Raw genomic sequence first — 22024 nt, 5'->3', positions numbered from 1 at the left:
GCAGTGACTTATTCCGCTGTGATGCCGGTTTCGCGGATCAGCGTCCGGTACTGTTCAATATCTTTCTGGATGCGCTCGGAGAAGGCGCGCGGCGTCATGGCCGGCGCCAGTTCCACGCCCTGTTTCTTGGCCTGCGCCTGGAAGGCCGGATCGGCCATGGCCTTGTCGATGGCCTTGTGCAGGCGCTCGACGATCTGCGGCGGCGTATTGCGCGGCGCGACAATGCCGTACCAGCCCGTGGCGTCATAGTCCGGCAGGCCGGCTTCCGCAAAGGTCGGCAGGTTGGGCAGGGCGGGGGTGCGCTTGGTGCCGGTGATGGCGTAGGCCTTTAGCTTGCCTGACTGGATATGGCCGATGGAGGCCGGCACATTGGTAAACAGGATGTCCACATGGCCGCCCAGCAGGTCGTTCACGGCCGGTGCTGCACCCTTGTACGGTACGTGGGTGAATTTCACCTTGGCGCTTTGCTCGAAGGCCGCGGCGGCGAGATGCGAGGGGCTGCCGTTGCCGGCCGAGGCATAGACCAGCTTGCCGGGCTTCGACCTGGCCTGGTCGATGAACTCGCGCAGATTGCCGGCGCTGACGCGCGAGGGCTGCGCAAGCAGCACCATCGGCGTGTAGCCGACCAGCGTAATCGGGCTGAAATCCTTGACTGTGTCATACGACATCTTGGGGAACAGGCTCATGTTCACAGCGTTGTTGCTGCTCGCCATCAGCAGGGTATAGCCGTCGGGCTTGGCCTTGGCGACCTGGTCCGAGCCGATGTTGGTGCCGGCACCCGGCTTGTTCTCGACGATGACCTGCTGGCCGAGTTCCTGTGTCAGCGAATGGCCAACCAGGCGGCCCAGAAAATCGGCGACACCGCCCGGCGCCCAGGGAACGATAAGCTTGATGGGTTGTTGCGTGGGCCATTCGTTGGCCTGCGCGGCACTGTGCGGCAGGCAGGCAAACAAGGCCAGCAGCGCACTGCGGCGGAGCAGGGTGGTTTTCATGAGTGTGTCTCCTCTGATGGATCGGCTCAGGCAGAAGGCGTCGTCGATCGGCGGTTGTTGTCTTGAATAGCCACGCCACCGCTGCCGGGCAAGAAAAAGATGCCGCCTGGTGAGGCGGCAAAATCACCACGGTTTGATGCATGCTGGATGACACACATCAAATCATCATGGAACGATTCGTTCCATAAACAATGCTAGAAGATGGGTAAGCGGAACGCAATGGTCCGGAAACAGGGTTTTCCCTTGGTTTGTGTCGAATCTGTCGTGATATTCGAATGAGTTGAATGATTGTCTCGAATTGTGGGATATGTTGTCTCGGAGATTTGATGGAAAAGGTGGCTTGTCTTTGCTAAAAAAATGGGCCGAAAAGAAGCGGTGAATCCGACACGATGTTGACGCAGGGACGCAGGGACGCAGGGACGCAGGGACGCAGGGACGCAGGGACGCAGGGACGCAGGGACGCAGGGACGCAGGGACGCAAGGACGCAGGGACGCAAGGACGCAAAGTCCGAGGTTCGAGGTTCGAGGTTCGAGGTTCGAGGTTCGAGGTTCGGAGGGGTAGGATCAGCGCGGATGCTGGCTGGGAAAGGCAGCGGAGTGTGTGGCTAGCGTCTGGTGTGGAACGGAATGCGCCAGGCAGCGTCAGGAGAGGGGGGCGACGCTACGCAGTGGCATCACCCGTCGTCGGCAGCATGTGTGGTCCGTGCGAACGTCAGAGCAGGCTGCGCATGCTCTCGGCGGCTTGCCGCAGGGCGGGGAGCTTCGCAATTGCGCTTTCGCGGTCCATGCGGCTTGACGGCGCATGGGTTGCGAGTGCCGCGCGCACGCGGCCGTGCGTGTCGAGTACCGGGACTGCGATTGCAGTCAGACCTTGCACAAACTCTTCCTCATCGATGGAGTAGCCTGTTTGAACGATGCGTTCGCACTCCGCCCGCAAGGCCTCCGCCGTCACCCGTGTGGCATGCGTCAGGCGGGTCAGCGGCAGTTGCGCCAGCATGGCCTCGCGCTCGGCTGCCGGCATCAGGGCCAGGAATAGCTTGCCGCTGGCCGTGCAATGCAGGGGCACGTGCGTGCCGACCTCGAGGGTCAGCCGCCATGGCCACGGCGCTTCCACACGGTCCAGATAGAGGACGGAGGCACGGTCGAGCGTCGTGAAGTTGCAGGTTTCGCCGATCTGCGCGACCAGGGCCGTCAATACCTCGTGCCGCAGGCCGCGCGTGCTGTCGTGGTTCAGGGTATCGAGCGCCAGCGCGCGCAAGGCCGGGCCGACGGCGAAGCTGCGTTCGTCGAGGTCGCGCGCGAGGAATCCGGATTCCATGAGCGCCCCGCCGATGCGGTGGACAGTTGCCTTGGGCAGGTCGAGCGTGGTCGACAGCTCGGCCAGCGAGACGGCACGGCCGGCTGCCGCGACAGCACGCAGGATGCTCAGGCTACGCTCGGATGCCGTAGCCGTGGCATGCGTGCCATCCGTGCCCGGGGCGAGCAGCGGGGCCGGAATGGGCGTGATGGGCAGGGTGGCGGGCGCAGTGGCGTCGTCAGTGGATGGGCCGCCAGTCGGCGGCATGGAAAGCGCGCGGGTCGTGGTCTGTGTCATCGGCATGCCGGCCTGCTGGTGTCTGGCGAAGGCGGGCCTTCGCGTTGTCTCGGGAATATGGCATTGGATGCGGTCGAGTATAACCGGCACGCTTTCCCCGGCCTATCCGGGTGACTCAGGACGCCTAGGCGTCTGTCGGGGCGGTCAAGCCGGCGAGCAGGTCGACATAGGCCGTTTCGATCAACGCATCTTCGGCAATGCCGAGGCGGTGCATCAGTGCGTGCGCTTCCGCGATGCCGGAGGCGGTGTCCTCCTCATCGGACAGTACCACTTCCAGCTCGGCGAAATCACCAAGGTGCGCGACGCGGTCGAGATGGATGCGCGTGCGCCCGGCCAGGAACAGGATGCGCTGCTTCCTGACACGGCCCGTTACGCCATAGGCATGGGCCAGGGTTTCCCGGAGCCCATCGGGATCCGGTACGGGCGTCCGCAGGTAGAACGATGCCTTGGGCCCGGCAGTGTCGTCGCGCTGATAGAAAATCAGTTCTCCCATGCCGTTCGCGAATACCCGAAGCTTGAGCCGGCCCTGGGGGCAGGCGAAAAAGGTATCGTCCTGGTCGATGGACTCGGGCCCGCGATCGGCCACTGCGGCCGCAAGCGGACGCAGGGCCTCGACAGAAACGATGCGGGCCTTGATCTCGATATTGCGTGCCATGGTGATTCCCAGGTTCGAAAGCGCACATTCTAGCGCCAATGGAATGGCTTATTTATTCCATAAATGCATAAATGCATGAGAATTATTCGTTTGTTGTGATCAGAGGGGGCCGCTAGCATGGCTGCATCCATTTCAGGAGACAATCGTGAAACTCAAGCATGTCCTCGTTGCTACCCTTGCCGCCGTCGCGGCCCTGTCCCAGCCCGTCTTTGCACAAGCCGGCACGTATCCCGACAAGCCCGTCAAGATCATCGTGCCGTTCGGCGCAGGTAGTGCTTCCGACACCATCGCCCGTGTGCTGAGCGACGAGTTGCGCGACAAGCTGGGCGTGATCGTGGTGGACAACCGCGCTGGCGCGAACGGCATCATCGGTGTGCAGGCCGCGGCACGTTCCGCAGCCGACGGCTATACGCTGCTGCTGACCAGCAGTTCGACGCACTCGGGTATCGGCGCGCTGTTCAAGAGTCCTGGCTACGACCCGATCAAGGATTTCGTGCACGTCTCGCGTATCGTGACGATCCCGATGGTGCTGGTGAGCCGCCCGGATGCGCCGTTCAAGACCATCAAGGAAATGTCCGCGCAGGCCAAGAAATCGCCGCTGCGTTATGGCTATGGCAGCGGTTCGGCGCAGATCGCCGGCGCGACCTTCAGTGCCGTCGCTGACGTGCCGTCCGACGGCATCCCCTACAAGAGCCAGCCGCCGGCCGTCACCGACCTGATGGGCAGCCAGATCGACTATCTGCTGGCCGATGCCTCGGTGGTGACGTCGTTCCTGCAGGGCAAGCGCCTCAATGGCCTGGCCGTGGCCAGCCCCAAGCGCCTGGCCGAACTGCCGGGCGTGCCGACCATGGCTGAAGTCGGCTTGAAGGAATTCGATCTGGTGGTGTGGGTTGGTCTCGCGGCGCCGGCCGGCACCCCGCCCGCCATCGTCGAGCGCTGGAACAAGGAAATCAACGCCGTGCTGCAGCGCCCGGCCGTCGTCGACAAACTGACGCGCATGGGCATGGTGGCCGCGCCGAACAGCGTCAAGGAACACGCCGCCTTCACGGTCGCCCAGCGCGGCATCTGGGAAGCGCGTGCCGCCAAGGCAGGCGTCGAGAAGCAATGACCGCATCTGCCGCATCCGCCGCCCGGCCGTTGGCCGGGGTCCGGGTCCTGGACCTGAGTTCGGTCATCATGGGGCCGGCGTGCACGCAGCTGCTGGCCGACTATGGCGCGGAGGTCGTGAAGATCGAAGCGCCGGAAGGCGACGTGATGCGCCATGCCGGCGCCAAAACCGAGCCCCGCATGGGCGCCATGTTCCTGCATGCGAACGAGGGCAAGCAATCTCTGGTGCTCGACCTCAAGCAGCCTGCGGACCGTGACCACTTGCTGCGCATGCTGCCGGCATTCGATGTGTTCATCCACAACATCCGGCCGCAGGCAATGCGCCGCCTGGGGCTCGACGAGCCGGCCATTCGCGCGTTGCACCCGTCGGTGGTGTACGTGGAGCTGAGCGGGTACGCCGAGGATGGTCCATATGCCGGACGCGCGGCATTCGACGACATCATCCAGGCACAGACCGGCCTTGCCGAACTGTTCGCACGCCAGACCGGCGGCGCACCGAGCTATGTGCCTACGCTGGTGGCGGACCGCGTCACCGGCCTGACGGCTGCGCACGCCACGCTGGCCGCGCTGTATCGCCGCCAGGCGACGGGGCAGGGCGATTACGTGCAGGTGTCGATGTTCGAGACGCTGGCCGCTTTCGTGCTGGCCGATCATCTCGGCGGCGCCACTTTCGAGCCGCCTGCCGGCCCGATGTGCTATAGCCGCCTGATCACCCCGCACCGCAAGCCGTACCGCACGCAGGATGGCTACATCGCGGTGGTGGTGTACAACGACAAGCACTGGCGCAGCTTCTTTGCTGCCATCGACGCGATGGACGTGTTCGAGGCCGATCCGCGTTTCCAGACGGCGGCCGCACGCGCCGACAACTATGACGTGATCTACGGCTATCTGTCCGAACTGCTGGTCACGCGTACCAGCGCGGCGTGGCTGGCATTGCTGGAAGCGGCTGACATTCCGTGCTGCCCGGTCAACCGCGTCGAAGACCTGCTCGATGATCCGCAACTGCAGGCCATCGGCTTTTTCGATACTGCCACGCAACAGCACGGCCATACCTTGCGACGCGTCGCACCCCGCTTCCGCGCCCCGTCGGCACACGCCGCCGAGGTCGCGCCGTCGCCAATCCTCGGCCCGCATGCGGTCGGCACATTCCCTGAATCGACTTGATAGGAATCCTGGTCATGCAACTCGAACATGCAACCCTGACGATTGACGATCGTGGCGTCGCTACGCTGCAGATCGACAACGGTACGTCGCTCAACATCCTGAACACGCCCACCGTAGTCGAGCTGACGCGCGCGCTACGCGCCCTGGCACGTGACGAGCGCGTGCGTGCGCTGGTTGTACGCGGATCCGGTGACAAGGCCTTCATCGGCGGCGCCGATATCTACGAACTCGCCAAGCTGAATCCGGAAACCGCGGTGGATTTCATCACGCGTCTTGGCGGCCTGTGCGAGGCGATCCGCGATTTCCCCGTGCCGACCATCGCGCGGCTGGCCGGCTGGTGCATGGGCGGTGGACTGGAGTTTGCCGCCGCGTGCGACATCCGCGTCGGTACTACGGCCTCGCATTTCGCTATGCCTGAAGTGCGTATCGGCATTCCCTCGGTGATCCATGCCAACCTGCTGCCGCGCCTGATCGGCGAGGGCAATACGCGCTGGTTCCTGCTCACGGGCGCCGCCATCGATGCCGACAAGGCGATGCGCTGGGGCTTCCTGAACGAGGTGGTAGAGCCAGATGCGATCGATGCAGCAATTGCCCATACCGTGAGCGAGATCCTCGAATGCGGTCCGCGTGGCGTACGTGCCCAGAAGGCGCTGCTGCGTGCCTGGGAGGATCCCAACATCGAGCGTGGTCTCAAGGAAAGCATCGCGATGTTCGGCGCGAGCTATGAAACCAGCGAACCGCAGGACTACATGCAGCACTTCTTCGACCGCAAGAAGAAAAAATGAGTCGTACGTGCCGCCTGCCGGGAGGCGGCACACCCGCTATCATTGGCGGCATGAACCTCACCATCCGCGAATTCCGGGTTTTTCGGGCCGTGTACGAACTGCGCAGCTTCAGTGTGGCTGCACAGGCCATGCACATGACCCAGTCGGCCGTCAGCAAGTTGTGCCAGGAGATGGAAACCAAGGTCGGCAGCCGCCTGTTCGAGCGTTCGACGCGCAAGGTGGAGCCGACGCTGTGGGGGCATCACCTGTACGGCTACGCATGCGAAATCCTCGGCACCATGGAGGTTGCCGAGCGAACCCTGCGCGGCCTCGCCAGCCTGGATGTGGGCGAAATCAGCGTGGCTGCCTCGCCGATGATGATGCACGGCTTGCTGATCGAGCCGGTGCGTGCGCTGCACAGTCGCCATCCCGGCCTGCGCATCGAACTTCATGAACGTTCCACCGACGCGACGATCGAGCATGTCGTCAATGGCAAGGCCGATTTCGGCCTGGTGTCGCTGACCCAGTCGCATCCGAGCCTGCAGGTCGAGCCGCTGTACAACGAGCATATGCATGCAGTGTTTAGTGCAGACCATCCTCTGGCCGGCAAGCGCCGCGTGACATGGGAGCAGCTGGCACCGTATCCCCACGTCTCGCTGCATACCGATTTTGGCGTGCGTCGCACGGTCGACGGCGTGTACCAGCAGAAAGGCCTCGGCTACGTTTCCAATTTGCAGTCTGGCACCGTGCTGACGGCGCTCGGCCTCGTCAAGGCTGGCCTGGGTGTGACGGTGCAGCCGGGGTATATCGTCGGGTTCGCCAACGAGCTTGGATTGCAGACGCGCAAGTTGCCGGATGCCGGCTATACCCATCCGATTTCGCTGATCCGGCGCTGGAATGCCCAATTGTCGCCCGCGGCGGAAGCGCTCGTCGAGGCATTGAAGGCGCGGCTCTGAGGTCAGGGTCCACGCCCGGACACGTCTCCTGGATGGCGCACGGTACAGCGGTGGCCTAGGGAATGCGCCTGGCCGGGATTACGCGCCGCAGGTAGCTGCCGACTGCCGTGCGAAAACGCGCATTGTGCAGGCAGATGCCGCCGGCCAGTCCCACCACGCAACCCAGCAGGGTATCGAAGAAGCGCGCCTGGATGAGCGTCGCTGCAGAGCTGTGGCCGAGCGTGGCCGCTTCGGCGAGCAGAATGGTCATCGGGGTAATGAAGGCCGTCGCGAAGGCGTAGTGCCGGACCACCGTGAGTTCGATGATGAAGCTGAGCGCCATCATGGTCAGCGAGATGGTCCATTTGTCCAGCGGCAGCAGAAGCAATCCCCAGGCGACGAGCAAGCCGAGGCTGGTGCCGATGATGCGGTGCAGCTGCCGGTTCCACACGGCCCGCAGCGAGCTCCCCTGGATTACCGCCAGGCAGCTCACCGGCACCCAGTAGGCTTTTTCGACCTGCAGTGCCTGGGCGATGGCCAGCGAGATACCCACGAATGCGCCGATGACTACGGCATCGAACACCACGAAGTCGAAGGTCGGTGGCGGCAGCGGCATGACTGGCTTGGGCGGGCGCTTGCGAAGCACCAGCAGGCTGTAGAAAAAAGCAATCAGGCACGCCTGCAGGCAGCCCAGGGTGATGAGTCCCACCATGGTCGGCAATGCCGCCAGCGGAATGGGGGAATAGGCGCCGATGGATGCCGCTATCACGAAGAACAGGCTGCCGGGCGGGCCGAGCGCGTAGAAACGGCAGACCATCGTGACTAGAATCGTCGCAAAGACGAGCACCGGCATCATCAGCGCAGGGACGAAGTGGCTCATGATGCCAAGGGCATAGCAGGCCGCCATGCCGAAGGCGCAGGCCATGACTGAAACCATGCGGTGATACAGCGGTGTGCCGGGCAGGTAGAGAAACACCAGGCCGCCAAGCGATGCCACCAGGCCGTAGTTCAGGTGATCGAAATACGCTCCAGCCAGTAGCGGCAGGCCTGTCGCCAGGGCGGTGGCCAGCGGCATCTGCCAGACCCGGTCACTGGGCTGGATCGCGGTCAGATGGGCCAGTTCGGCCTGCAGCAGTGACTTCAGCCTGTGCCACGCCTGTGTGCCTGCCATGACGGTCGCATTCCCGGGTTGTGATGATGAAGAAATCCGGCCAGCTTCATCGATGTCGTGCGTGGCCATGCGCGATTTTATCAAGAGACCCTGTCCGCAGCTCGTCAGCCTGCGAGGCGACGCAGGCAGGGCTCCATGAACGTGCCCGCAGGCAGGCCAGTACAATACACGTTGGCAATATGACATGGCGGGTCGGCATGCGGGACGACAGACTGGTGGAAATGCGCGTCTTCAAGGCGGTGGTGGATACCGGCGGCTTTACTGCAGCGGCGCACCTGCTCGGCGTGAGCCAGCCCTTTGTCAGCCAGGCGGTGACCAACCTCGAGCGGCGCCTGGGCGTCAAGCTGCTGCACCGCTCGACGCGTACGCAGCGGCTGACGAGCGAGGGCGAATCGTTTCTGGTGTCGAGCAACCGCATCATGGAAGAGATCGAGCAGGCCGAGGCACAGATCAAGTCGCCTGAGCCGACCGGCGATCTGCGCGTGACGGCACCGCTCGGTTTCGGCATGGACCAGGTCGTGCCGAGCCTGCCGGCATTCATGGTGGCCTATCCCAAGATCACGGTGCATCTGTCCCTGTCGGATGCCATGGCCAATCTGCTGCAGGATAATTTCGACGTGGCGATCCGCATGGGCCGTCTGCAGGATTCGTCGCTGATGGCGCGCAAGCTGTGCAATCTGCAGCGTATCGTGGTGGCCTCGCCGCGCTATATCGAAAAGCACGGCCAGCCGGTGACGCCGCAAGGATTGGCGCGGCACAACTGCCTGCGCTGGGAAGGCCCGCTCGATCATCTCAACCGCTGGCCGTTCATGATCAACAACCGGCGCCAGGAGCTGCCGGTCGAGGGTAATTTCCACAGCGCCGATGGCACCACGCTGTTCCAACTGTGCATGGCAGGTGTCGGCATCATGCGACTGGCGGAGCATCTGGCCCTGCCGGCCATTCGCAGCGGGGCACTTGTGCCGTTGCTGGCCGACTATCAGGCGCAGGACGACACGGCAATTCACGTCCTCTATATGCGCGAACGGCAACTGGTGCCGCGCATCAGGGCATTCGTCGACTACACCGTCGAGGTCTTCCGCAATCCGCCCTGGGTTGCCTGAGCCGTTTCCCCGAGGTGTTTCCCCTGTGGCCTGATCACGCTTCGGCACGCGAGGCAGGGGCATTCATTCCAGCATTTCAGGGTCATCATTTATTGCGGGTGGTGATAAGTCATATTGCAGCCACGGTATTGGTCGACCCTGCATGACGGGCTATCTTTCGTCCCACAGCAAGGTAACACCGTTGACCACAAAGGAATAACAATGCAAGAGACGATCAATCGCGCGCCTGAGCAGAGCGGGGAGACTGCGAAACAGCGGGTGTCGATCTACCAGCCGGAACAGGAAGGCCTGATCTACCCGGAACTGCCCACCTTCGCAACCCACGCTGAACACCGCCAGCACCTCAAGGAACGCCTGGTCGCCGCCTGCCGCGCCTTTGCCCTGCAAGGCTTCGACTATGGCTTTGCCGGCCACCTGACGGTGCGCGACCCGGAATTCCCGGATCTGTACTGGACCAACCCGATGTGCGTGCACTTCTCGCAGGTCAAGGTCTCCAACCTGATCCTTGCGGATCACGAAGGCAAGGTCGTCGAAGGCCAGTACGCCATCAACCGTGCCGGTTTCGTGCTGCACGCCGCGGTGCATGAAGCGCACCCCGACATCGTCGCCATGTGCCACGCCCACACCACCTACGGCACGGCCTTTGCCGCGCTGGGCAAGCCGCTCGACCCGATTTCGCAGGACGCGGCGGCGTTCTACGAGGACCACGTGGTGATCAAGAGCGAAGCCGGCCAGGTGGCGGTGGAGAAGAAGGCTGGCCCGAAGGTGGCCGACTGGTTCAAGGGCGTGAAGGCGGCGATCCACCAGAACCACGGCCTGCTGACGGCAAGCCGCCACAGCATCGAATCGGCGGCGTTCTGGTTTATCGCGCTGGAGCGTTGCTGCCAGCAGCAGCTGATGGTGGAAGCCACGGGCAGCAAGCCGGTGTTCGTATCGCCGGAACGTTCGCGCTACAGCCGCGAGCATGTGGGCAGCGAGTACATCGGCTGGCTGCACTTCCAGCCGATCTGGGATCAGCTGGTGAAGACCCAGCCGGATATGTTCGATTAAAATTGCGGCCCTCATACCGGCCTCACTCGTGCGAGTGGGGCCGGTGTTTTCGTTTGTGCAACACGAGTATCGCGCGCAGGCGTCGGTGCTTGCAGTGCAGGCGGTCAGGGCAGGGCAACGATAAGAGCGTTCTCGGGACAGCGGCCAACTTCCGTTGGCCACTCCCTGCTGTGACGCCCGCAGGAGACATTCATGCAAAAAGCTGTCGAAGCTTATTTCCAGTTGCTGAAGATCATTATGGTCATCTGCCTTGCCGGTATGGTGGTTCTGGTGTTCGGTAACGTCGTTCTACGTTACGGATTCAATTCGGGGATCACGATTGCCGACGAAGTGTCGCGGCTGTTCTTCGTGTTCCTGACCTTCCTCGGTTCCATCGTCACCATGCGCGAGCATGCGCACCTCGGTGTCGACTCGCTGGTCAAGCGCCTGCCGGTGCTCGGCAAGAAATTCTGCTTCGTGGTGAGCCACGTGCTGATGCTGTTCGCGACCTGGCTGTTCCTGCAGGGCAGCTGGCTGCAGGCCGAGATCAACATGCATGTGAAGTCGCCGGTGTCGGGTTACTCCATGGGCCTGTTCTATGGCGTGGGCGTGCTGTTTGGCATTTCGGTCGGCGCGATCCTGGTGGTCGAGCTGTACCGCGTGATGACGGGCAAGGTAACCGAGAGCGAACTGGTTGCAGTGAAAGAGTCCGAAGAAGCAGCTGAGATCGAGCGGATCGAAGCGGAAAACAAGATGCAGGCAAAAGCCCTGTAAGCGACTCAGGAGACAACTGTGACGATTACCATTTTCATCACTTCGCTGCTGGGCTCCATGGCGCTCGGCATGCCTATCGCGTTTGCGCTGCTGCTGTGTGGCATGGCGCTGATGTTCCACCTCGACATGTTCGATGCGCAGATCATCGCGCAGAACGTGCTCAACGGCGCCGACAGCTTTGCGCTGATGGCCGTACCGTTCTTCCTGCTGGCTGGCGAGATCATGAACTCGGGCGGCCTGTCCAAGCGCATCGTCAATGTTGCGCTGGCGCTGGTTGGCCATATCAAGGGCGGCCTGGGCTATGTCGCGATCCTGGCCGGCTGCGTGATCGCCGCCTTGTCGGGCTCGGCCGTGGCCGATGCGGCTGCGCTCTCGGCGTTGATGGTGCCGATGATGGTGGCGGCCGGACATAACCGCAATTCGTCCGCCGGACTGGTGGCCGCTGCCGGCTGTATCGCTCCGGTGATTCCACCGTCGGTGGGTTTCATCGTGTTTGGCGTCGCAGGTGGCCTGTCGATTACCAAGCTGTTCCTCGCGGGGATCGTGCCGGGCCTGCTGCTGGCCGGCGGCCTGGTGGTTGCATGGTGGTGGGTGGTTCGCAAGGAAGATGCCGCGCCGGCGCCCCGCCTGCCGCTGAAGGATCGCCTGCGTGCCGTTCTGGATGGCTTCTGGGCGCTCTTGCTGCCGGTGATCATCGTGGTGGGCTTGCGGATGGGCGTGTTTACGCCGACCGAGGCCGCCGTGGTGGCGGTGGTGTACTCGCTCGTGATCGCTGTGTTCGTGTATCGCGAGCTGAAGATCCACCAGCTGTACGAGCTTTTCCTGACTTCCGCCAAGACCAGTGCAGTCGTGATGTTCCTGATGGCCGCGGCGCTGGTGTCCGCGTGGCTGATCACGATTGCGGATCTGCCGTCGCTGGTGATCGAGGTACTCGAGCCGTTCCTCGGCAACAAGATCCTGCTGATGTTCATGATCATGGTGCTGGTCGTCGTGATTGGCACGGCCATGGACATGATCCCGACCATCCTGATCCTTACCCCGGTGCTGCTGCCGGTGGTGAAGGCCGCGGGTATCGATCCGATCTACTTCGGCGTGCTGTTCATCATGAACTGCGCCATTGGCTTGATTACGCCGCCGGTCGGCACTGTGCTGAATGTAGTGGCAGGCACATCGAAGATCACCATGGACGACATCATGAAGGGCGTGTGGCCGTTCCTGCTGGCGCAGCTGATCGTCCTGTTCCTGCTGGTGATCTTTCCGGACCTCGTAATCGTGCCGGCGCGCTGGTTCAGTGGCGGTTGAGATCGCTCCCTTCCTGTTGAACACGATGGACTGGCGGGCCGGGCAGGCGCCGCCAGCCGCATGAAACTGCTGCCCTTAAAAGATCCATATCAATCAAAGGAGATTGGAAATGAGAAAGCCCATGAAGAAACTGCTGCTGGCCATGATCGCCCCGGCACTGCTGATGTCCGGCGTCCAGGCCATGGCTGCGGACATCAAGTCGCGCACGTTCAAGTTCTCGCACGTGCAGCCCAAGGAAAGCCACATGGGCTTTGGCGCTGAAAAATTCGCTGAACTCGTGTCCAAGAAGAGCGGCGGCAAGATGAAGGTCCGCACGTTCCCGAACGGTACGCTCGGCGGCGACCTGCAGACCGTGTCGGCCCTGCAGGGCGGCACCATCGAACTGACCACCATGCCTCCGGGCCTGCTGGTGGGCCTGAACAAGGAATTCGGCGCGTTCGACCTGCCGTTCCTGTTCAATGACTTCAAGGAAGCCGATGCCGTGCTGGATGGCCCGGTTGGCCAGAAGTTCATGACCAAGCTGCCCAAGGGCCTTGTGGGCCTGTCGTACTGGGACCACGGCTTCCGCAACGTGTCGAACAGCAAGCACCCGATCGCCAAGGCCGAAGATTTCCAGGGCCTGAAGCTGCGCGCCCTGCAGGCGCCGCTGATGATCGATACGTTCAACACGCTCGGCTCGAACGCCATCGCCATGGCCTTTACCGAGCTGTACACGGCACTGGAAACCAAGGCGGTGGACGGTCAGGACAACCCGATCGTGGCTTTCGAAACCAACAACTTCGGTGAAGTGCAAAAGTACCTGTCGCTGACGCGCCATGTGTACAACCCGCTGATCGTGATGATGAGCCAGAAGGCCTGGGACCAGTTGTCGGCCGACGAGCGCAAGGTACTGATGGATGCCGCCAATGAGACCCGTCTCGAGCAGCGCCGCGTGTCGCGCGACATGGAAGCCAAGGCCATTGCCAAGGTCAAGCAGAAGGGTGTGACCGTGACCGAAGTGTCGGCGCAGGAACGTGCCCGCATGCGTGACAAGGTGAAGCCGGTGACCGAGAAGTACACCAAGGAAATCGGTGAAGGCCTGGTCAAGGAGTTCTACGCCGAGATCGACAAGGTGCGCAAGTAAATGCCACTTCCGCCCGGCGCGCCGGGCGGTGCTGCTGAGACCAGGGGGATGCGGGTGACCGCATCCCCCTGTTGTTTTTGGGTTGCGATCGTCGTTTAGTGCGCCGCGCTATCGTGGCGGTGTGCGGGGAGTGCCAGCAAGGCGGCGAATGCCAGCAGGCCGATGCCAACGGACAGCCACAGCGCCTGTGTCCCCCAGCGCTCCAGTCCGAGACCGAACAGGAACGGCGCGAACGCCTGGGCGATGCGTGCTGGCACCATCAGCCACCCTTGCCGCGCGCCGTAGCCCGCCGATCCGAACAGGGCCAGCGGCAGCAGTCCCTTGGCGATCGTCAGGATGCCATTGCCGAGGCCGTGCAGGATGGCGAACAGCGGCGCGAAACCAGCGCCGAGCAGCAGCAGGATCACTGCGCCCAAGGGATGCGCCGCGGCCGCGAGGCGCGCGGAGAGCAAAGGGTGGACGCGTCGCAGCAAGCCAAACTCCAGCAGCCGGCCCACCACCTGTGCTGGCCCGACCAGCGCGGCGATGCCGACGGCAGCGGCGAGTGTCAGGCCGCTGCCTTGCAGCAGCCGTGGCATATGCGCGCCCATGGCGGTGCTGATGAACAGGGTGGTGGCAAAGACCAGGGCGAGCAGCATCAGGATGCGGCGTACCTCGGAGGGGGCCGGTCCGGATGCGGTATGCGCTGATGCTTCGCCGGCCGCCGGCGTGCTTGCACGGGGCATGGCCAGCATGGGCGCCCGCGGGAGCAGCGCATTCAATGGCAGCCCGAGTCCCAGATGCAGCCCGGCCCACACAAGGCAGGCGCCGCGCCATCCCAGTTCAGCATTGAGCCATCCCGACAGCGGCCAGCCCACCGTGCTGGCCAGGCCGCCCAGCAGGGCGATACCGGTGATGGCATTACGCGCCTGGTGGCCGTATAGCCAGACGAGCGCAGCGAAGGCGGCTTCGTACAGGCCGCAGGCCATGCCGAGCCCGAGCACGAGCCAACCGGCGAGGAACAGCAGCGGACTCTGCGCCGCCGCGAGCATGGCAAGGCCAATAGCGAACAGCAGGCTCGATGCCAGGAGTACCGGTCGGCCGCCGAAGCGGTCAATGGCCTTGCCTGCGGCCGGACCGGCCAGCGCCGTGATGATCAGTGCGCCGGAAAATGCCGCGAATACCGTGGCCACGGACAATCCCAGCGACTGGGCCATGGGTACGGCAAGAATGGCTGGTAGATAATAGGTGGAGGCCCAGGCCAGTGTCTGGGCGGTGCCAAGGATGGCGATGAGTGCGACCCTGCCCGGAGGGGCCATGGTGTGTCTTCCCGATATTGTTATTTTGGCCGGCGGGGTACGGCACCCGGAGAGTCAGGTGGGCCGGCTGCGCCAGTATACCGGGCGCTGCGTGATCGGGTTGCCGGTCGGAAGGGCTGCGGGCAGCGGGCGACTGCGTTTGTGGAAGGACAGGCGAGGCCGCGCAGCCAGACACGCGGGCTCGCTTGTCAGCGCGCGTGGCGGTTCAGGCGTATGCCGGCCGCAACGCGCCATCCGCTTGCGGCTGATAGCGGGCGAGCGAAAGGTCGTCGGCGCGGATGGCTGGCGTGATGCCCGAAACCAGGTCGGCCAGTAGCTTGCCGGAGCCGCAAGCCATGGTCCAGCCGAGTGTGCCATGGCCCGTATTGAGCCATAGGCCGGGCACATGGGTTGGCCCGACGATTGGCGTACCGTCCGGCGTCATGGGCCGCAGGCCGGTCCAGAACGTGGTTTCGGCCAGATTGCCGGCGCCTGGGAACAGATCGTTGAGCACCATCTCCAGCGTCGCACGCTTGGCTGGTTCGAGGCGCGTGTCGTAGCCGACGATCTGCGCCATGCCGCCGACGCGGATACGCTTGTCGAAGCGGGTGAGGGCGACCTTGTAGGTTTCGTCGAGCACCGTCGAAACCGGTCCGCGTGCCGCGTCCATGATCGGTACCGTAATGGAGAAACCTTTGAGCGGGTAGACCGGAATCTTCACGAGGCCGCGCAGCAGCGGCGTCGAGTAGCTGCCGAGTGCAACCACCACGAGGTCGGCGCGATGCGGTACACCATCGAGAATCGCGCCGCGTACCGCACCGTTTTCCACCAGCAGGCCACCGATATGGGTGTTGAAGCGGAAGCGGGCGCCAGCCTGCGTGGCCAATGCCGCGAGCCGCGACGTGAACAGCTGGCAATCGCCGGTTTCATCATTGGGCAGGCGCAAGCCGCCGGCAAGCTTGTGATCGACATGCGCCAGCGCCGGTTCGGCCTGCTGCAGCGCTTCGCGCGTAAGCAGTTCATAAGGCACGCCGGCATCGTCGAGCACGGCGATGTCCTTGGCGGCCGCGGCGAGCTGCTGTTCCGTGCGGAAGATCTGCAGCGTGCCCTGCTGGCGGCCTTCGTAGGCGATGCCGGTCTCCGCGCGCAGCGTCCGCAGGCAGTCGCGGCTGTACTCGGCCAGGCGCACCATGCGTTCCTTGTTGACAGCGTAGCGTGCGGTGGTGCATTCGCGCAGCATCTGCCACATCCACTGTAGCTGGAACAGCGTGCCGTCGGGGCGCACGGTCAGCGGCGCGTGCTTCTGGAACATCCACTTGATGGCCTTGAGTGGCACACCCGGCGCGGCCCACGGCGAGGAGTAGCCGGGCGAGATCTGGCCGGCATTGGCAAAGCTGGTGCCCAGGGCGACGGCGTCGGCCTGTTCGGCGACCGTGACCTCATGGCCGGCCTGCGCGAGATACCACGCGCTCGACACACCGATCACACCCCCACCCAGGACAAGAATGCGCATTGCCAACTCCGTTTCAGATTCGCTTGATCTAGTAATACCTGCTATCGTATTTAAATAGATGCAGTAATAGTTACTGTATTTTTCTCCAAAAAATAAAAAACGATGAGAACGAGCCGAAATCCCCAGCGCGAACTCGACAAGTTGGACCGCAAGATCCTGGCGTTGTTGCAGGCCGATGGCCGCATGTCGATGAAAGACCTCGCGGAGGCCGTCGGCCTGACCATTACGCCGTGCATCGAGCGTGTGCGCCGGCTGGAGCGCGACAAGTTCATTCTGGGTTATCACGCACGCCTGAATCCGGCATTGCTGGGGGCGGGGCTGCTGGTGTTCGTGGAGATCAGTCTTGGCAGCAAGGCCGGCAATATGTTCGAGCAGTTCCGTCGTGAAGTGCTGCGGATTCCGGAGGTGCTGGAGTGCCACCTGGTGTCTGGCGATTTCGACTACCTGCTGAAGGCCCGGATCCGCGAGATCGGCGAGTACCGTCGCCTGCTGGGCGACATCCTGCTGCAGTTGCCAGGTGCAGTGCAGTCGAAGAGCTATGTGGTGATGGAAGAGGTCAAGGAAACATTGGCAATTGCGGTGGACGAGCGACAGGCTTAGGCACTGGCGTGCTTCGTGGCGGCGCATGAGCGTGCTCGGCGAAGACATCTTCGGACCTGCCGGAAATTCCGTATGATGGGGGCATGAGCGCGGAACATTCCTCCGGCAAGCCGCCTGGCATGCCCCGCAAAGGGCGCGGCGCCGTCACTAATCTGCAGGGCCGTTACGAGAAGCACGACCGGGAGACGTTCGACGACGGCTGGGCGGCAGAGGCCGATGCAGGTGCATCGCCGCAGCCGCTGGCCACCCATGTCACGCTCGAGCAGGCGCGCAGCATCCTGACGCGCAATGCATCGCCGGATATTCCCTTCAACGTATCGCTCAATCCGTATCGCGGGTGCGAGCATGGTTGCGTGTACTGTTTCGCGCGGCCGACGCACAGCTATCTCGATCTATCGCCCGGACTCGATTTCGAAACGCAGTTGTTTGCCAAGGTCAACGCAGCCGGGCGCTTGCGCGAGACGCTGGCGAAGCCTGGCTACCGCTGCGAGACCATTGCCCTCGGCGTCAATACGGATGCCTATCAGCCGATCGAGCGTCGCCATGGCGTGACGCGCGAGATCCTGCAGGTGCTGCACGATTGCGACCATCCGGTAGCGCTCATCACCAAGTCCGCCCTGATCGAACGCGATATCGACCTGCTTGCGCCGATGGCGGCGAAGCATCTTGCTGTCGCGGCCGTGACTATCACGACGCTCGATGCGCCGCTGGCCCGCCTGCTGGAGCCGCGCGCCGCAGCGCCGGCACGGCGCCTGCGCACGATCCGGACGCTCACCGACGCTGGTATTCCCGTCGGCATCAGTATTGCGCCGGTAATCCCGTTCCTGACCGATGATCATCTCGAACGCATTCTCGAGGCCGCGCGCGAGGCAGGGGCGGTGTTTGCCAACTACATCGCGTTGCGTTTGCCGTGGGAAGTTGCGCCGCTGTTTCGCGAATGGCTGGAGACGCATTATCCGGAGCGTGCTGCCCGGATAATGCATCGCGTGCAGGAGATGCATGGCGGCAAGGACTACGACGCCAGGTTCGGGGCCCGCATGCGCGGTGCAGGCATCTGGGCAGACCTGCTGCGGCAACGTTTTACCAAGACCGCCGACCGGCTGGGTTACCGCTACAACCGGTTCGAGCTCGATGCCAGCCAGTTCCGGCCACCGCGGCCGGCAACCCCGCCTGACCCGCAGGGCAGCCTGTTCTGATCCGCGTTATTGAGCTGCATTACTGGGCCGCATTACTGCGACAGCGCGCGGGCCGCTTCGACCTGCGACTCGAAAAAGGACTGGAAGCTGAAGGCCAGCACGGCCATGAGGATCCCGGTGCCGATCATCAGCGACAGGATCAACAGAATGACGACCGGCCAGCCGGAGCGCGTGGGTTCGCCATCCGGGTTGTACTGGGCATCCCATTTCTCGTCGGGGCGCAGGCCGAACACGAGTGCCGCGAGAAAACCGCTCACCAGCGAGGTGGCGCCGGCCAGCGCAGTAATCCAGCCGAAAGCCGAGTTGAAGTCGGTGGCGTACAGCACGGTCGCACCCATGATCCCCAGCACGGTGCTGAGAAGATGAAGCCAGGCGCCTATATCCAGGAGGCCCTTCAGGTAGAAGCGATGGGCCCCGAGCGCGCCTGCGACGAAGGCCAGGAAAACGGTCAGGAGCTTGGATTTCTTGCGGGGGCGGGAAGCGGTAAGGGAGGAGGTCAGCGTGGTCATGCGATAGAGGGGGAGACGCGGACAGGCCGCAGCCGGATGCACCGGCGAATGCGCTCGAACAGTGTAGCGCAGCGATCAGCGATCAAGCAGGCGTGCCGCTCAGGGCGGCGCACCTGCCTATTTTACGCTACCTGATAGGACAGCGGACGCAGCCGCCGGTTCGCTTAACTCAACGGTCGCGGCCACGGCCGCGCGGCTGGTCGTAGCCACGCGAATCACCGGAATCGTTGCGGAAATTATTGCCCACATCATTGCCGCGACGTTCTTCGCGGCGATCGTCACGCCGGTCATCGAACCCGCCCCGGCGTGCTCCGCTGAGCCGTTCATCGGCTCGCGCCCGTGCTTCCATCCGCTCGATCTGCTCACGTACGCGATCCTGGTCCTGCTGGTTGTGGCGAGTGCGCGTGACGGTCCAGGGAATGGCATCGAAGGGATTGGCTTGTGCGGGGGTGACCAGCAACAGGCTTGTCACGACCAGGAAAACAGCTGAGAGCCCCGCTTCGAAACGTGCGCGCCGGACCGCGCGCCGGCGGGAGGCGGCCGGCGCGAAAGGCAGTGTCAGGAGGGCTGAAGGCGCACGTCTCATGGCTCCATGCTACGTCGCTCAGCGGGCCTGGTGTAGCGGCAAAGGGTTACCAATGTAACTGGATGTTTCGCCCGTTGAGCGTGTGTGGGCAAGGGCCTGCGCGGTTTTCCTGCTGTCCGCTGCGGCCCCTGTCCACGACGCCGCGTGGAGTCTCGTCAGGTCTTATTGTGCAGCGGGCGGCGTTCGATCGGGAGGCGGTTTTACGGACGGTAGCTGATCCGGTAAATGACACCCGCCATATCGTCGCTGACGAGCAACGCGCCATCCGGCATCACCAGGACATCAGCCGGGCGGCCCCAGGGTGTTTCACCCTGCAGCCAGCCCTCGGCAAAGATTTCCTGACGCACGAGTTTGCCAGCGTCGTCGACGATCACGCGCTTGACGCGGTAGCCAATGCGCTTGCTACGGTTCCAGCTGCCATGCTCGGCAATCAGGATATTGTTGCGGTAGTCCGCTGGAAACTGCTTGCCCGTGTAGAAACGCATGCCAAGTGGCGCCACGTGCGGGCCCAGCTTGGTGATGGGAGCGACGAATGCGCTGCAGGCTCGGCCCTTGTTGAACTGTGGATCAGGCACGCCGGCATGGCAGTACGGAAAGCCGAAATGTTGGCCCGGCTGGGTCAGGCGATTCAGCTCGCAATCGGGAAGATCGTCGCCCATCATGTCCCTACCGTTGTCGGTGAACCACAGTTCGCGCGTGACCGGATGCCAGTCGAAGCCGACGGTATTGCGCACGCCGCGCGCCACGACCTGGAGATCGCTGCCATCGGCTTTCATCTTCATGATGGTGGCGTAGCGGTTCTCGTGGCGCTCGCACACGTTGCAGGGCGCGCCGACCGGCACGTACAGGTAGCCGTCGGGCCCGAAGGCGATGAATTTCCAGCCGTGGTGGGTTTCCGTCGGGAAACGGTCGGTCACCACCACTGGGGCTGGCGGATTGTCCAGGCGCCGTTCGATATCGTCGAGACGGACAATGCGCGAGACTGACGAAGCGTACAACGCACCATCGCGAAAAGCCACGCCGGCAGGCATGTTGAGGCCGCTGGCCACGACCCGCACCGGTTCGCCCGGCCGCAGTGCATAGACCTTGCCCTCGGCGCGCGAGCCAACGAACAGGGTGCCGGAGGGCGAGAGGGTCATGGCCCGCGCGCCGGGTACCTTGTCACTGTAGACTTCGATCTGGAAGCCCTTGGGCAGCTTGATGCGATCAAGTGGCAGCGCGGCGCGGGCCGGATGCGACGATGTGATGAACGCAATACATAATGCGGCCGCCACGGCCTGGATGGGGCGGATCTTGGCAAATGAGCGGAGGATCCTGGCATAAGGGGTCAGAAGGGCTCGCATCTTGGGTTTCCACTAAAGAAGTTGCAGCCTGGCCGGCCTGCGGGCCGACTCAGGCCCCAAGGAACATGGCGGCCGCGCGCATCGCCTCGGACCACCGGAACGCATGCGATCTGGGTTGCCAGCTTCATCGCCGGACAGATCCGGACGGGAAGCTCCCTCGCTTCACGTCGATAGCGCCTCTAAGTTTATGTTTTGCCTGAAAAATACGTTATAATTTCCGGCTTTCGTGTTCGAACACCCGCTTTTCAAGGAAAAACCCATGGTCGTGATCCGTCTGGCACGCGGCGGCGCTAAGAAGCGCCCGTTCTTCAATATCGTTGCAACCGACTCGCGCAATCGCCGCGACGGCCGTTTCATCGAGCGTATCGGCTTCTACAATCCGGCTGCTGGCGAAGGCGCCGAAGCTCTCCGTATCGCTCAAGACCGTCTGGCCTACTGGCAAGGCGTTGGCGCCCAAGTGTCGCCGACTGTTGCTCGCCTGGTCAAGCAAGGCGCCAAGGCCGCAGCCTGAGCCTGAGCGGCAGCGTCCGGGTAGACCGCGCTTTGAGTAGCAGCACCCGCAAGCCTGCCGGGCTGCAGGGAGCGTTTCGTCCCCGCCGGACGTCCGCAACTGCAACCGCGCCGGGTCAGGCCGTCAAGGCGGTCCCTCCTGGTGGTGATGCCTTCCGTCACGAGCCGCCGCCGGATGATCTGGTGGATGTCGGCTACATCAGTGGCGCGCATGGTGTACGTGGCTGGCTGAAAGCGCAACCGCACTCCAGCGATGCCGCAGCGATGCTGGCGGCGCGTACGTGGTGGCTGAGGCCGCGCGCGGCAACCGGGCAACCGGGACAGCTGGCGAGTGCCAAGGTCCTGCAGGCGCGGGAGCATAGCGGCAGCGTCGTGGTGCAGTTGGAACAACTGACTGACCGTACGCAGGCCGAGCAGTTCAAGGGACATGTCGTAGCGGTGCGCCGTGCCGATTTTCCGGCGCCAGCCGACGACGAGTTCTACTGGGTCGATCTGATCGGCGCCAGTGTCGTGAATCTGCAGGACGAAGCGCTGGGCGTGGTCGAGGGACTGCTCGACAATGGCGCGCAGCAGATCCTGCGGGTGGTGTCCCCGGCCGTTGCCGGGGGGTCGCAGGAAGAGCGGCTGATTCCGTTTGTGAAGACGTATGTGCACAGCGTCGATGCAAAGGCTGGCCGGATCGTGGTGGACTGGGGGCTCGATTACTGAGCAACGCTCGGGGGATGGTACCCGCGGACGCCGTCCGGGCCGTTTCGGAGTCATCCTGTGAGTCACGGG

At 63.6% G+C, this 22024-nt stretch carries 22 protein-coding genes; 13 read left to right on the top strand and 9 right to left on the bottom strand.

What is annotated here, in order from left to right; all coding sequences use genetic code 11:
- Positions 1-8 precede the first annotated feature (8 nt).
- The 3 genes from ACQ3C8_RS09110 to ACQ3C8_RS09100 form a co-directional block, all read right to left on the bottom strand.
- A complete protein-coding gene (locus tag ACQ3C8_RS09110; protein WP_428851356.1) occupies positions 9-992 on the bottom strand; it encodes a tripartite tricarboxylate transporter substrate binding protein in 984 nt (327 codons plus the stop codon).
- Between the two features lie 712 nt (positions 993-1704).
- The gene (locus ACQ3C8_RS09105; RefSeq protein WP_428851355.1) at positions 1705-2592 is read right to left on the bottom strand and encodes an IclR family transcriptional regulator; all 888 of its coding nucleotides are present in this window, start codon (positions 2590-2592) and stop codon (positions 1705-1707) included.
- Positions 2593-2710: 118 nt separating this feature from the next.
- Positions 2711-3241, bottom strand: a complete 531-nt coding sequence (locus ACQ3C8_RS09100; RefSeq protein ID WP_428851354.1) for a class IV adenylate cyclase — start codon at positions 3239-3241, stop codon at positions 2711-2713.
- A 145-nt stretch (positions 3242-3386) separates the two neighbouring features.
- Here ACQ3C8_RS09100 and ACQ3C8_RS09095 point away from each other — a divergent pair, with 145 nt between their 5' ends.
- From ACQ3C8_RS09095 to ACQ3C8_RS09080, 4 genes are read left to right on the top strand one after another with little or no spacing between them, the layout of a single operon-like run.
- Complete coding sequence (locus tag ACQ3C8_RS09095) at positions 3387-4349, top strand: Bug family tripartite tricarboxylate transporter substrate binding protein (protein ID WP_428851353.1); 963 nt, start codon at positions 3387-3389, stop codon at positions 4347-4349.
- On the top strand, positions 4346-5512 hold the full coding sequence (locus ACQ3C8_RS09090; protein WP_428851352.1) for a CaiB/BaiF CoA transferase family protein: 1167 nt from the start codon (positions 4346-4348) through the stop codon (positions 5510-5512). The genes ACQ3C8_RS09095 and ACQ3C8_RS09090 overlap by 4 nt, the downstream gene beginning before the upstream one ends.
- 14 nt (positions 5513-5526) lie before the next feature.
- Complete coding sequence (locus ACQ3C8_RS09085; protein WP_428851351.1) at positions 5527-6297, top strand: enoyl-CoA hydratase; 771 nt, start codon at positions 5527-5529, stop codon at positions 6295-6297.
- On the top strand, positions 6294-7232 hold the full coding sequence (locus ACQ3C8_RS09080) for a LysR family transcriptional regulator (RefSeq protein WP_428851350.1): 939 nt from the start codon (positions 6294-6296) through the stop codon (positions 7230-7232). The genes ACQ3C8_RS09085 and ACQ3C8_RS09080 overlap by 4 nt, the downstream gene beginning before the upstream one ends.
- Before the next feature lie 55 nt (positions 7233-7287).
- On the opposite strand, the gene ACQ3C8_RS09075 is transcribed toward ACQ3C8_RS09080, so the two are convergent.
- Complete coding sequence (locus tag ACQ3C8_RS09075) at positions 7288-8382, bottom strand: FUSC family protein (RefSeq protein WP_428851349.1); 1095 nt, start codon at positions 8380-8382, stop codon at positions 7288-7290.
- A 197-nt stretch (positions 8383-8579) separates the two neighbouring features.
- Between ACQ3C8_RS09075 and ACQ3C8_RS09070 the strand changes: the two genes are divergently transcribed.
- The 5 genes from ACQ3C8_RS09070 (at position 8580) to ACQ3C8_RS09050 (ending at position 13713) form a co-directional block, all read left to right on the top strand.
- Entirely contained in the window at positions 8580-9485 is a 906-nt protein-coding gene (locus ACQ3C8_RS09070; RefSeq protein WP_428851348.1) for a LysR family transcriptional regulator, read from the top strand.
- Positions 9486-9686: 201 nt separating this feature from the next.
- Positions 9687-10535 (top strand): class II aldolase/adducin family protein, encoded by an 849-nt coding sequence (locus tag ACQ3C8_RS09065; protein WP_428851347.1) that lies wholly within the window; start codon positions 9687-9689, stop codon positions 10533-10535.
- Between the two features lie 192 nt (positions 10536-10727).
- Positions 10728-11288 (top strand): TRAP transporter small permease, encoded by a 561-nt coding sequence (locus ACQ3C8_RS09060; RefSeq protein WP_009521268.1) that lies wholly within the window; start codon positions 10728-10730, stop codon positions 11286-11288.
- Between the two features lie 18 nt (positions 11289-11306).
- Positions 11307-12590 (top strand): TRAP transporter large permease, encoded by a 1284-nt coding sequence (locus ACQ3C8_RS09055; RefSeq protein ID WP_428851346.1) that lies wholly within the window; start codon positions 11307-11309, stop codon positions 12588-12590.
- Between the two features lie 109 nt (positions 12591-12699).
- A complete protein-coding gene (locus ACQ3C8_RS09050) occupies positions 12700-13713 on the top strand; it encodes a TRAP transporter substrate-binding protein (protein WP_428851345.1) in 1014 nt (337 codons plus the stop codon).
- Positions 13714-13808: 95 nt separating this feature from the next.
- On the opposite strand, the gene ACQ3C8_RS09045 is transcribed toward ACQ3C8_RS09050, so the two are convergent.
- A complete protein-coding gene (locus ACQ3C8_RS09045) occupies positions 13809-15011 on the bottom strand; it encodes an MFS transporter (protein WP_428851344.1) in 1203 nt (400 codons plus the stop codon).
- 205 nt (positions 15012-15216) lie between these two features.
- Positions 15217-16548 carry a D-amino acid dehydrogenase gene (locus ACQ3C8_RS09040; protein WP_428853055.1) on the bottom strand — a complete coding sequence of 444 codons (1332 nt, stop codon included), beginning with the start codon at positions 16546-16548 and terminating at the stop codon, positions 15217-15219.
- Positions 16549-16605: 57 nt separating this feature from the next.
- Between ACQ3C8_RS09040 and ACQ3C8_RS09035 the strand changes: the two genes are divergently transcribed.
- Positions 16606-17103, top strand: a complete 498-nt coding sequence (locus ACQ3C8_RS09035; protein WP_009521263.1) for an Lrp/AsnC ligand binding domain-containing protein — start codon at positions 16606-16608, stop codon at positions 17101-17103.
- 83 nt (positions 17104-17186) lie between these two features.
- A complete protein-coding gene (locus ACQ3C8_RS09030) occupies positions 17187-18299 on the top strand; it encodes a PA0069 family radical SAM protein (RefSeq protein WP_428851343.1) in 1113 nt (370 codons plus the stop codon).
- 32 nt (positions 18300-18331) lie between these two features.
- On the opposite strand, the gene ACQ3C8_RS09025 is transcribed toward ACQ3C8_RS09030, so the two are convergent.
- From ACQ3C8_RS09025 to ACQ3C8_RS09015, 3 genes are all read right to left on the bottom strand, one after another.
- On the bottom strand, positions 18332-18808 hold the full coding sequence (locus tag ACQ3C8_RS09025) for an NINE protein (RefSeq protein ID WP_037029200.1): 477 nt from the start codon (positions 18806-18808) through the stop codon (positions 18332-18334).
- Between the two features lie 169 nt (positions 18809-18977).
- Positions 18978-19394 carry a hypothetical protein gene (locus ACQ3C8_RS09020; RefSeq protein ID WP_428851342.1) on the bottom strand — a complete coding sequence of 139 codons (417 nt, stop codon included), beginning with the start codon at positions 19392-19394 and terminating at the stop codon, positions 18978-18980.
- 200 nt (positions 19395-19594) lie between these two features.
- Complete coding sequence (locus ACQ3C8_RS09015; RefSeq protein ID WP_428851341.1) at positions 19595-20737, bottom strand: PQQ-dependent sugar dehydrogenase; 1143 nt, start codon at positions 20735-20737, stop codon at positions 19595-19597.
- A gap of 259 nt (positions 20738-20996) precedes the next feature.
- Between ACQ3C8_RS09015 and rpsP the strand changes: the two genes are divergently transcribed.
- Positions 20997-21248, top strand: a complete 252-nt coding sequence (gene rpsP, locus ACQ3C8_RS09010; protein ID WP_009521258.1) for a 30S ribosomal protein S16 — start codon at positions 20997-20999, stop codon at positions 21246-21248.
- A gap of 32 nt (positions 21249-21280) precedes the next feature.
- Complete coding sequence (gene rimM, locus ACQ3C8_RS09005) at positions 21281-21955, top strand: ribosome maturation factor RimM (RefSeq protein ID WP_428851340.1); 675 nt, start codon at positions 21281-21283, stop codon at positions 21953-21955.
- Positions 21956-22024 lie beyond the last annotated feature (69 nt).

This window comes from Imbroritus primus, assembly GCF_964332355.1.
Taxonomy (GTDB): domain Bacteria; phylum Pseudomonadota; class Gammaproteobacteria; order Burkholderiales; family Burkholderiaceae; genus Imbroritus; species Imbroritus primus.
This window is presented reverse-complemented; position numbering and strand designations above follow the sequence as displayed.

What these genes read in the sequence shown, in the direction of transcription:
- ACQ3C8_RS09110 (WP_428851356.1), bottom strand. Translation starts at nt 992, where the DNA reads ATGAAAACCACCCTGCTCCGCCGCAGTGCGCTGCTGGCCTTGTTTGCC.
- ACQ3C8_RS09105 (WP_428851355.1), bottom strand. Translation starts at nt 2,592, where the DNA reads ATGCCGATGACACAGACCACGACCCGCGCGCTTTCCATGCCGCCGACT.
- ACQ3C8_RS09100 (WP_428851354.1), bottom strand. Translation starts at nt 3,241, where the DNA reads ATGGCACGCAATATCGAGATCAAGGCCCGCATCGTTTCTGTCGAGGCC.
- ACQ3C8_RS09090 (WP_428851352.1), top strand. Translation starts at nt 4,346, where the DNA reads ATGACCGCATCTGCCGCATCCGCCGCCCGGCCGTTGGCCGGGGTCCGG.
- ACQ3C8_RS09085 (WP_428851351.1), top strand. Translation starts at nt 5,527, where the DNA reads ATGCAACTCGAACATGCAACCCTGACGATTGACGATCGTGGCGTCGCT.
- ACQ3C8_RS09080 (WP_428851350.1), top strand. Translation starts at nt 6,294, where the DNA reads ATGAGTCGTACGTGCCGCCTGCCGGGAGGCGGCACACCCGCTATCATT.
- ACQ3C8_RS09075 (WP_428851349.1), bottom strand. Translation starts at nt 8,382, where the DNA reads ATGGCAGGCACACAGGCGTGGCACAGGCTGAAGTCACTGCTGCAGGCC.
- ACQ3C8_RS09070 (WP_428851348.1), top strand. Translation starts at nt 8,580, where the DNA reads ATGCGGGACGACAGACTGGTGGAAATGCGCGTCTTCAAGGCGGTGGTG.
- ACQ3C8_RS09065 (WP_428851347.1), top strand. Translation starts at nt 9,687, where the DNA reads ATGCAAGAGACGATCAATCGCGCGCCTGAGCAGAGCGGGGAGACTGCG.
- ACQ3C8_RS09060 (WP_009521268.1), top strand. Translation starts at nt 10,728, where the DNA reads ATGCAAAAAGCTGTCGAAGCTTATTTCCAGTTGCTGAAGATCATTATG.
- ACQ3C8_RS09050 (WP_428851345.1), top strand. Translation starts at nt 12,700, where the DNA reads ATGAGAAAGCCCATGAAGAAACTGCTGCTGGCCATGATCGCCCCGGCA.
- ACQ3C8_RS09045 (WP_428851344.1), bottom strand. Translation starts at nt 15,011, where the DNA reads ATGGCCCCTCCGGGCAGGGTCGCACTCATCGCCATCCTTGGCACCGCC.
- ACQ3C8_RS09035 (WP_009521263.1), top strand. Translation starts at nt 16,606, where the DNA reads ATGAGAACGAGCCGAAATCCCCAGCGCGAACTCGACAAGTTGGACCGC.
- ACQ3C8_RS09030 (WP_428851343.1), top strand. Translation starts at nt 17,187, where the DNA reads ATGAGCGCGGAACATTCCTCCGGCAAGCCGCCTGGCATGCCCCGCAAA.
- ACQ3C8_RS09025 (WP_037029200.1), bottom strand. Translation starts at nt 18,808, where the DNA reads ATGACCACGCTGACCTCCTCCCTTACCGCTTCCCGCCCCCGCAAGAAA.
- ACQ3C8_RS09020 (WP_428851342.1), bottom strand. Translation starts at nt 19,394, where the DNA reads ATGAGACGTGCGCCTTCAGCCCTCCTGACACTGCCTTTCGCGCCGGCC.
- ACQ3C8_RS09015 (WP_428851341.1), bottom strand. Translation starts at nt 20,737, where the DNA reads ATGCGAGCCCTTCTGACCCCTTATGCCAGGATCCTCCGCTCATTTGCC.
- rpsP (WP_009521258.1), top strand. Translation starts at nt 20,997, where the DNA reads ATGGTCGTGATCCGTCTGGCACGCGGCGGCGCTAAGAAGCGCCCGTTC.